The sequence below is a fragment of the Candidatus Syntrophosphaera sp. genome (genome assembly GCA_019429425.1).
Lineage (GTDB): Bacteria > Cloacimonadota > Cloacimonadia > Cloacimonadales > Cloacimonadaceae > Syntrophosphaera.
The window spans coordinates 23486-32876 of sequence record JAHYIU010000015.1; the positions used below are offsets into that span (position 1 = coordinate 23486).

6 protein-coding genes are annotated in these 9391 nt (G+C 56.9%); all 6 read left to right on the top strand.

The window, feature by feature from the left end; all coding sequences use genetic code 11:
* Positions 1-291 precede the first annotated feature (291 nt).
* The 6 genes from K0B87_02805 (at position 292) to K0B87_02830 (ending at position 8770) form a co-directional block, all read left to right on the top strand.
* Positions 292-1962 (top strand): hypothetical protein, encoded by a 1671-nt coding sequence (locus K0B87_02805; GenBank protein MBW6513668.1) that lies wholly within the window; start codon positions 292-294, stop codon positions 1960-1962.
* A 164-nt stretch (positions 1963-2126) separates the two neighbouring features.
* Positions 2127-3854 (top strand): cation:proton antiporter, encoded by a 1728-nt coding sequence (locus K0B87_02810; GenBank protein ID MBW6513669.1) that lies wholly within the window; start codon positions 2127-2129, stop codon positions 3852-3854.
* Positions 3855-3863: 9 nt separating this feature from the next.
* Positions 3864-4568 carry an ATP-binding cassette domain-containing protein gene (locus K0B87_02815; GenBank protein ID MBW6513670.1) on the top strand — a complete coding sequence of 235 codons (705 nt, stop codon included), beginning with the start codon at positions 3864-3866 and terminating at the stop codon, positions 4566-4568.
* A complete protein-coding gene (locus tag K0B87_02820) occupies positions 4568-5353 on the top strand; it encodes an ABC transporter permease (GenBank protein ID MBW6513671.1) in 786 nt (261 codons plus the stop codon). The genes K0B87_02815 and K0B87_02820 overlap by 1 nt, the downstream gene beginning before the upstream one ends.
* Before the next feature lie 219 nt (positions 5354-5572).
* Positions 5573-7612, top strand: a complete 2040-nt coding sequence (locus tag K0B87_02825) for an aminopeptidase (protein ID MBW6513672.1) — start codon at positions 5573-5575, stop codon at positions 7610-7612.
* Positions 7613-7828: 216 nt separating this feature from the next.
* The gene (locus K0B87_02830) at positions 7829-8770 is read left to right on the top strand and encodes an ABC transporter substrate-binding protein (GenBank protein ID MBW6513673.1); all 942 of its coding nucleotides are present in this window, start codon (positions 7829-7831) and stop codon (positions 8768-8770) included.
* Positions 8771-9391 lie beyond the last annotated feature (621 nt).

Here is a 9391-nt window from a genome sequence, read left to right on the forward strand (position 1 = left end):
CTGGTGCAGGACAATAGGCCCGGGATTTATCCCGGATTTTCACGGAATTCATGGGTATTTTACAAAATACCCCGCCCCCTCTCCAAACTCAGATTTGATCTGAGTTTGGAGAGGGGGCGGGGTCATGAAACATGGATGGCATCATTTTGCCATGCGACGGCTGAAGCCGCCGCCTATATTCCTTCACCCCACCTGCGGCGGGGTTTGTCCACAGGCCCGGTCGATTTCTTTGCTTGACAAATGTGCGCCCGCGCTCAGATTGAACGAAAATCTGCCCTGTTGGGAGGAAAGATGTTGAGACCAAAAGTTCAGGTCGTGCAACCGATCAAAATGCCCAAACTGAAGCTTCGCCTCTGGGTGGCGATCCTGCTCTGCCTGCTGATTGCCGCTTTTATCCTGTATTTCGTGAGGCCGGTGCTGTCTTTGCGCTTCACCGTGTGGATCGTTCCCCTGATGATCTGCGTGGTGCCGCTCTTGGCCCTGCGCCGGATCCGGCCCTTCGTGAACCTGTTCATCATATTCCTGGGCGCCTGGCTGATCCTGGTGCCGTTCTTTTCCTCGGGAATGTTCAATCCGGGCAGATACCGCAACCTGATCGGCAGGGTGGAGAGCACGGAGTTTTCAGAGCTGGTTTCGCCGGTGAATCTGGACCAGGTGCCGATCATCGATTCCTCCTTCGCCGCGAGCCTCGCGGAAAAGAAGCTGGGCGAGGATTTTGCCCTGGGCAGCCGGGTCGTTTTGGGCAATCCGACGATCCAGATGGTGGAGGGAAAACTGTTTTGGGTGGTGCCCTTGCTGCACAGCGGGTTTTACAAATGGCTGGCCAACCGCAAGGACGGGACTCCTGGCTACATCAAGGTTTCCGCCACCAATCCCCAGGACATCACCTTCATCCGCGAACTGGGCGGCAAGCCGATCAACCTCCGCTATCAGCGCAATTCCTTCTTCGGACAGGACCTCTACCGCCACCTCTATTTCCATGGCTTTGCCGGAAAAGGCCTGGCTGGAGACACTTTTGAACTGGACGACAATGGCGAGCCGCACTGGACCATCACCACCTTCACCCACAAGATCGGAGTGAGCGGCTCGGAGGCCACCGGACTGATCACCGTTCACGCCCAGAGCGGCAAGATCAGCTTTTATCCTCTTGTGAAGGGCGAAAACGGCTATGACGACTCGAACATCCCGGCCTGGGTGGACCGCGTTCACCCTTCCTATTTCGTGATCCCCCAGCTTTCCTGGTGGGGAAAATACGTGCACGGGTTCTGGAACACGCTCTTTGGCAAACGCGACATGCTGGAGGTGACACGCGGCTACAACGTCATCTACGGCCGCGACCAGCGCAGCTATTTCTACACCGGGCTTTCCAGCGTGGGCGCGGATGAAGGCACGGTGGGCTTTTCGCTCACCGACACGCGCAACAAAAGCAGCCATCTCTACCTGCTTTCCGGCGCCACAGAGATCGCCGCCATGCGCTCCGCCGAGGGTAAGGTGCAGAATTTCAAGTACAACGCCACCTTCCCCATCCTGGTGAACATGAACGGCCGGCCGACCTATTTCATGACCCTCAAGGACGGGGCGGGCCTGGTGAAGATGTTCGCCTTCGTTTCGGTGCGCGATTTTTCGCTGGTGGGGGTGGGCGAAAGCGTGCGCAGCGCCCGGGACAATTACCAGATGGCGCTGGCCGGAAGCAGGATCGGGGTCATTCCTGAAGGCGCCGATGTCCAGACCAACCTGGAAGGAACGATCAGCCGCTTTGGCAGTGATATCAAGGACGGACGGACCTACTACTATTTCAGCCTGGCGGAAAAACCGGACAAGATCTTCATCGCCACCAGCAACCTGAGCAGCTATCTGCCCCTGAGCGGAAGCGGAGACCGGGTCCGGATCGCCTTTCTGGACAGCGAAGACAAGGATATCAGCCTCACCGGGCTGAAAAACCTCAGTCTGGGTGAGGAATAGAGCGGTCCAACTCGCGGGAATGGTTTTTAGGCCAGGTTTCCCAAGCTGCCGGATTTGGGGTTCCGGCACTTTTTGCTTGACTCAGCGCGCGATTTGAGGATAAATGCATTTTCGGCTGGATAAACCTGCTGTTAAGACCAAATTAGATCCATAAAGGCGGATTGATGGACGGAATTACAGAACACCATTTGCTGATCTTCCTGCTGCAGTTCGCGCTGCTGCTTGGCGCCTGCAAACTTGTGGGCTATTTCCTCGAGAGGATCAAGCAACCAACCATCACCGGAGACATCCTGGTGGGGCTGATCCTGGGTCCGGCGATCTTTGGCCGCTATCTGCCCGGCCTGCAGGGCAAGATCTTTCCGGACAACGCGATCCAGTGGACAATGCTGGGCACGGTGGCCTGGTTTGGCAACCTGTTTTTGCTAATGGAGACCGGCCTGGAGATCAATTTCTCCCGGGTTTGGAAACAGCGCAAAGGCGCTTTCCGCCTAAGTTTCATCGATATGATCATACCCCTGGCGGTGTGCTTCATCCCCTTCTATTTCATCCCCTCGCATTACCTGATCGACCCCTCCCAAAGGGTCATCTTTGCCCTCTTCATCGCTTCGATCATGACCATCAGCGCTCTGCCCGTGGCGATCCGCGGCCTGCAGGACCTGGGCATCCTCAAGACCGATGTGGGCTTCCTGATCGTTTCGGCCCTCACCATGAACGACGTGGTGGGCTGGGTGCTGTTTACCATCATTCTGGGAATCTTCGCGCGGGGCAGCGTGGAGACCGGATTCCTGATCAAACTGATCGTCCTGACCCTGCTCTTTGCCGGGCTGGCGCTGACCGTTTTCCGCAGATTGGTGGATAAGGCGGTGACCCTGATCCATACCCGGATCGGCCCGGAAACCGGCTACAAAACGACCTTCATCGTGATCGTGGGCATGCTGTTCGGCGCCCTGACCCTGCGGATCGGGATCCATTCCCTGTTCGGCTTCTTCCTGGCCGGCATCGTGCTCGGCGAAGCCAAACACATCAGCGAAAAGGACCGCCAGACCATCCACCGTATGGTCTATTCCATCTTTGTGCCCATCTTCTTTGCCAACATCGGCCTGCACGTGGACATTTTGGCCAACCTGGACCTGCTCCTGGTAAGTGTGATCACGGTCCTGGGCGTCGCGACCCGCTATCTGGGCGCGTTTCTGGGCGCCAAATGGGCCAAACAGGACCGCCAGAACCTGCAAACCATCGCCATTTCACACATCGCGGGGGGCGAGATGCACATCGTGGTGGCCATGCTGGCCTTCAGTTCGCATCTAATCACGGAAAGGGTGTTTGTGAGTGTGGTCGCGGGCTCCATCTTCTCCACCATCATCTTCGGGCCCTGGCTGGCCCACGCCCTGAAAAAGCTGCGCAAGGACATGCTGGACTTCATCTTCTCCAGCCAGAACGTGCTGATCGATCCCGAATCCCGCACCCGCGAGGAACTGCTGGACAGCCTGGTGAGTAACGTGGCGGCGCAGACCGGCTTGGAGGAAAGCTATCTGCACAGTGAGATCTATGCCCGCGAAGAACAGCTCACCACGGCCGCCGGAAGGGGTGTGGCTTTCCCGCACGCCCATCTGGAGGGGATTTCCAGCAGCAAGCTGTTTGTGGTCAAACCCTTGCATGGGATAGATTGGGACAGCCCGGACGGCGCGGAGGTCCATCTTGTGCTCCTGACCCTCACTCCGGCCGCCAAGCCGGAAACCCAGCTGCGCCTGATGCAAAACCTCTTTTCCACCGTACGCGACGCCAAAACGCTGGAAACGGTCATGCGCAGCGAAGATCCCCACCAGATCTACGAACTGCTGGCCAAACACATCAACCAATGCGACCAATGCCTGATCAACCAACAGGCCTGAGGATGATGCATGGATCTTGAATCCCAACAAAGCACAAGAGAACAAGACACGAGGCTCCTGCAATTGAGGATCCAGCGCCTGTTTCACGGGGAAAAGGTCCTCCTGCGGGACATCGTTGTGAGCGTCGACCGGGGCGAGCGCATCCTGATCGTGGGTCCCACCGGAGCGGGTAAAAGCTCGCTGCTCAACACTTTGAACCTGATGAACCATGGCTATGAGGGCCAGATAGCCTTCGCCGGCAGGGATGTCCGCGAATACAAGCCGGAAGAGCTGCGCAGCCGCATCTGCATGGTGCTGCAGGAACCCTATCTGGAACCGGGAACCGTGCGCGAAGCTCTGGACCGGCCTTTGCTCTACCATGCCCACAAGTACAAGGAACTGCCGGACCGCGAGGAAAGGATCAAAGCCCTCTTTGACAGTTTCCAACTGCCCCAGGTCTATCTGGACCAGGACGCGGAAAAGCTCTCCGGCGGTGAAAAACAGCGCGTGGCCCTGGTCCGGGCCCTGCAGTTCAGCCCTGAGATCCTGCTCTTGGACGAGATCAGCTCCGCCCTGGACCAAAAGACCTCCGGGATCATTTCCGATTGCATTTTCGCCAGTTACCCCGGAACCGTGATCGCCATCTCCCACGATCCCCTCTGGCAAAGCCGCTGGCAGAGGGCCTGGAGCCTGGAGCAGGGAATTTTGCGCGACACCACGAAAAGGGAGGCATGATGGACATCAGCTATCTTGGCCTCGGATTATCCGCCCTGCTGCTGGTCATTCCAGTGCTGATCTTCCTGCATCTGAAGCTGGGCCTGATCCGCCAGCTCTTCACTTCCTTTGCCCGCATGATCGTCCAACTGGCCGTGATCGGGCTGGTCCTGCAGTTCATATTTGGGCAAATGAACCTCTGGCTCACGTTGCTCTGGCTGCTGGTGATGCTGGCCAATGCCATCTTCACCCTCCGCGGCAGGCTGAAATTCCAGAAAAGGATCTTGCTCCCGATCGTGGCCATGGCGCTGGCTTTCACCAGCCTGGTCGTCATGCCCTGGATCCTGCTCCTGGTGGTGCGCCCCCAACCATTTTTCGCGCCGATGTTTGCCATCCCCATCTACGGCATGGTGCTGGGCAACAGCATGAACAGCTGCGCTTTGGCCCTGGAACGCTTTGAAAGCGGCCTCAGCGAAAACTGGCGGGCCTATTACACCCGGCTGAGCCTCGGCGCCAGCCTCTGGGAAGCCATCCTTCCACCTTTCAAAAAGGCGATGCAGGCTTCCCTGATGCCCCAACTCCTCACCATTGCTTCGATCGGGGTGGTGAGCCTGCCCGGCATGATGACGGGCCAGATCCTGGGTGGGGCCTCACCCTTGGTGGCGATCAAATACCAGATGATGATCATGATCTCCATCTTCAGCGGAGTCACGCTCACGGATTACGTCGCCATCCGGCTCTACCTGAGCAGGCGCTTTGACAGATATTACCTGCCCGTGGAGGAAAACGCGTCAGCCAAGCCCTGATGGGGGTCCCGGGCAGCGCTTTGTGTCTGGGGAAACGCCCCATTGAGGGGGTTGAGAATCTTCCCGGGCATCCATGCCTGCCAAACATCCGGGGCCAGGAGGATTTTTCACTTGACAGTCCGTTCATAGCCAATTAAAAGTGATTAAGACACCTATAACAACAGGAGCCGGATGTCAAAGCTCCGAACAGCTCCGAAATTTTTAAGAAAAGGATATGCCATGTTACACAATTACACCGACCTCATCTCCCAACTGCTTGAATACAAACCCTCTTATGACGCGCAGATCAAAAAACTGGAAGCGCAAGCCATCCCTGAAAGCCTGCCCCTGCGGGATCTCTTCGCGGAAACCAAAAGCATCGCCCTGCAGGGTGACAAATTCGGCCGCTTGCTGGAACAGGATCCGGAATTCAAAAGCATCTCCCTGGCAGAACTTGCAGCCCTGAACCAGGAATTCTTCGCCCCCCTCGAGCCGGAAACCGGATATCAAAACAGCCTCGCCGATCCGGACCACGCCGTCAAACTCTACGGCGAGGGCCTGGGCCAGCTTTGCTCCGCCATCTACACCAGATTCAGGAACATGCGCCAGTATTTCACCAGCCAAAACTATCTCCAGTTGGACGAACTGCTGCGGCTCTGGTTCCGGCTGTTCGAGCTTGCCTCCCAAGGCCAGACGGAATATGAGGCCTGGAACCAGGAGGTCCGGCTGCTCCAGACTGAAAACCTGAAGCTCAAATCCCTGCTCCAGAACCTCCAGCGCCTCAGCCCGGACGCGGATTATCATGCCAGAATCATCCGCACTGCCGATCTGAGCGACCTCCGCTACCTTTACAGATACGGAATCCATCTCAGCGAGCACGATTTCGCCCTGGCGGAATTCCTGAGCAAGTATCCAGAAAAGGACCTGGCCGCGATCGCCTCCTTCATCGTGCAAAGCTGGGTGGACGGCTTCACACGGGCCAAGAAAGACCATCGCCTCAAGCGCTACGCCAATGTCATCATTCCCTGCGGCATGGAACGCCTGGGCCGGCTGCTGATCGCTGAACTGGAAAGGATCGGGATGCAGCCGCTGGTCCCGCTGCCCCATTCCAAAGGCATCAACAAGCAATACGCTTATGACCACAGGTTCGACCAGGCCCTCTTCCTGGACCGGGAATTTGTGGACCAAAGCCTCGCCCTGGCCGCGGAAATCCTGGAAGACCTGAAAGACCTGATCTCCGCGCAGGCCGGGCCCGTTTACGTCGAGCTGTTCGGCGAAACACCCTTCTCCCCCAAGGCCAAATCCACGGCCCTGCAGCTCAGCCCTGAGCAGCAGCAGCTTTGGCGCGAACTGCAGGCCAAAAACGCCCAGATGTATTTCCAATATTACCGCCGCGACGAAGCCAGCTTCACCATCATCGCCTTCCCTTCTCCGGAGATCGGGGCCAAATTCCCGGAGATCTTTGCCGACACGCTTCGCATCAACCTTCTGGACAGCAAGCGCTACGCCATGATCCAGCAAAACATCATCAATGTGCTGGACACCGCAGAATACGTCCACGTGAAAGGCAAACCCGGCAACGACACGGACATCATGGTCAAAATGCATACCATCAAAGATCCCGTGCACGAGACCAACTTCGAGAATTGCGTGGCCGACGTGAACATCCCCGTGGGCGAGGTTTTCACATCCCCCGTTTTGAAAGGAAGCACCGGCACCCTGCACGTCGAGGACATTTACCTGGGCAGCCTCCGCTATTTCAACCTCAGGATGCATTTTGAGGACGGCTGGGTGAAGGATTATTCCTGCACCAATTTCAATGACCCCGCCGAAGGCAAAAAATACATCCACCAAAACCTGCTTTTGCCCCACGACACCCTCCCCATCGGCGAATTCGCCATCGGAACGAACACCACGGCCTACCAAATGGCCCGCAAATACGACATCCTCTCCCTGCTGCCCATCCTCATCATCGAAAAGATGGGGCCGCACTTCGCCATCGGCGACACCTGTTTCAGCCACGAAGAGGACGCCCCGCATCCCAGCTTCGTCAACGGCAAGGAAATGATCGCCGTGGAGAACGAAAAATCCGCCACCCGCAAGGAAGATCCCGTCAACGCCTACACCCAGAAGCACATGGACATCACCCTGCCCTATGAGATGCTGGAATCGATCTCCGCCATCACGCCCGAAGGCAAGAGGATCGACATCATCCGCGACGGCCGCTTCGCCGTGCCCGGAACCCAGGAGCTGAACATACCTCTGGATGAGGGTTGGTAAATTGTCCCGATAACCCCCCTGTCTTTTAAGGAAACAACAAAAGCTGCTCCGGAGCGGGAACATGGCTGCCTTATCCCGTGAAGATGATTTATGTTGACAGAAAAACCAGCATTCGCGATAATAGTTTTTTATATCGTGAAAGTTTTTTAATATGTCAAACAATGGCTGCACTGGCATCACTGGTGAATCATGAAACAGCTTTTACTGGAGCAACATATGAAAACTGCCGAGTTTGAACGGCTTTCTCGGAGTTTTTCGGCTTGGATGCTGGCTTTGGCGCTGATCGCGGTCCTGCTGGCCGCGGGCTGCGGCAGAACGCATAAAGAGGAGATGAGGATTGGGGTCATCAAGCCCTCGGTGGACCATTTGCCTCTGACCCACGCGCATCAGACCGGCCAGCTCTCCCCGCACGTCAAGCTGGTCAATTTCAGCTCCGGCTGGGAGGTTCAGGAAGCATTGATCGCGGGCAGGATCGACGCGGCCATCATGCCTTTCACCTATGCCTGGAACGCCGCTTCCCTGGGCTATCCGCTGCGCATCGTATCCCATTTCGAACTTGAGACAGACGGCATCATCGTTCCCTCCGGCTTGAGCAACTTCGCTGAATTGAACGAGGCCAGGATCGGTTTGCTGAAAGCCTCGACGCTGGAAATCCTGTTCATCGATTGGGCCCGGGAAAGGGGAATCATCTACGATCCGGTCTATTTCCGCACCCCCAATGAGATGGCCGCCGCCCTGGAGGTTGGGGACGTGGACGCCATCGTGACCTATGAACCCCTGATCCAGAAGCTGCCCGCGCGGTTCAAGGTGCTGCACTATTTCAAGGCGGATTATCCCGGCCATCCCTGCTGCGATTTTGTGATCAATGTTTCCGGGCTCACGCAACAGCGCCGGGATGAATACCGGGAGCTGCTGGATGCCGTGAAGCTCTCCCAGGACGCCGCGAACAGAGCGGAAAACGAACTGCTGGACCTGGCCGGGCGCCTCTATGGGCTGGACCGGGATCAGACCCGAAACGCGCTTTCCAATACGGTGTACATGACCGGCCTGAGCGAGGCTGGCATGGCCTTTGAACGGAAAATGACCGGAATGGCCATCGAATTGGGCTATCAATACCAGGAACTGGACGACTCGGAGATCTTCCTCAGGCTCGAATGATCGATTGGGCCCAGTTGCTGTCCGATCTTGGGCAAACCCTCCTGTGGGCGGCGCTGTGGACAACGCTGTCCTGGCTGGTCGGAATTGGGCTGGGCTATCTGGCCTACAGGTCTCGCGTCGCCCAACGTGTCCTGGTGCCGCTGTCGCTGCTGACAAACCCCGCCGCAGGTGGGGTGAAGGACAATAGGCGGAGGCTTTAGCCGTCGTATGTCAAAATTACGCCCTCCATGTTTCAGACCCGGCTTGTCCCGAAGGGACATGGTATGGTAGCGATGGATTTTGAACCCGGCGCTACATCGCTTTGTCCCTACGGGACAGGCTGAACGCACCACATCAGCTTGGATTATCTCCCCAGACCTTCACACTCATTCACAAATCCACGGAGCATGCGCGTAATTGCCTCCATAACAACATCTTATCGCAATATCTCCATTCCTTCCCCCTGGGTGGCTCCCCTTATCATTACGGTGTCAATACGGACTCATTACGGACTAATACAGCTTCCACAATGAAACATCATATATAAGAGCAAGTGCATAATTTCATCAGCACTTCTGAGTTAAGGGTGTCGAAGTATTCAACGACTGCCTTTTCAAGTTGTTTCAAAGAGTCATACAGTCT

Bases quoted from the DNA above. Each gene is read 5' to 3' on its own strand.
- K0B87_02805 (MBW6513668.1), top strand. From the start codon at position 292: ATGTTGAGACCAAAAGTTCAGGTCGTGCAACCGATCAAAATGCCCAAA.
- K0B87_02810 (MBW6513669.1), top strand. From the start codon at position 2,127: ATGGACGGAATTACAGAACACCATTTGCTGATCTTCCTGCTGCAGTTC.
- K0B87_02815 (MBW6513670.1), top strand. From the start codon at position 3,864: ATGGATCTTGAATCCCAACAAAGCACAAGAGAACAAGACACGAGGCTC.
- K0B87_02820 (MBW6513671.1), top strand. From the start codon at position 4,568: ATGGACATCAGCTATCTTGGCCTCGGATTATCCGCCCTGCTGCTGGTC.
- K0B87_02825 (MBW6513672.1), top strand. From the start codon at position 5,573: ATGTTACACAATTACACCGACCTCATCTCCCAACTGCTTGAATACAAA.
- K0B87_02830 (MBW6513673.1), top strand. From the start codon at position 7,829: ATGAAAACTGCCGAGTTTGAACGGCTTTCTCGGAGTTTTTCGGCTTGG.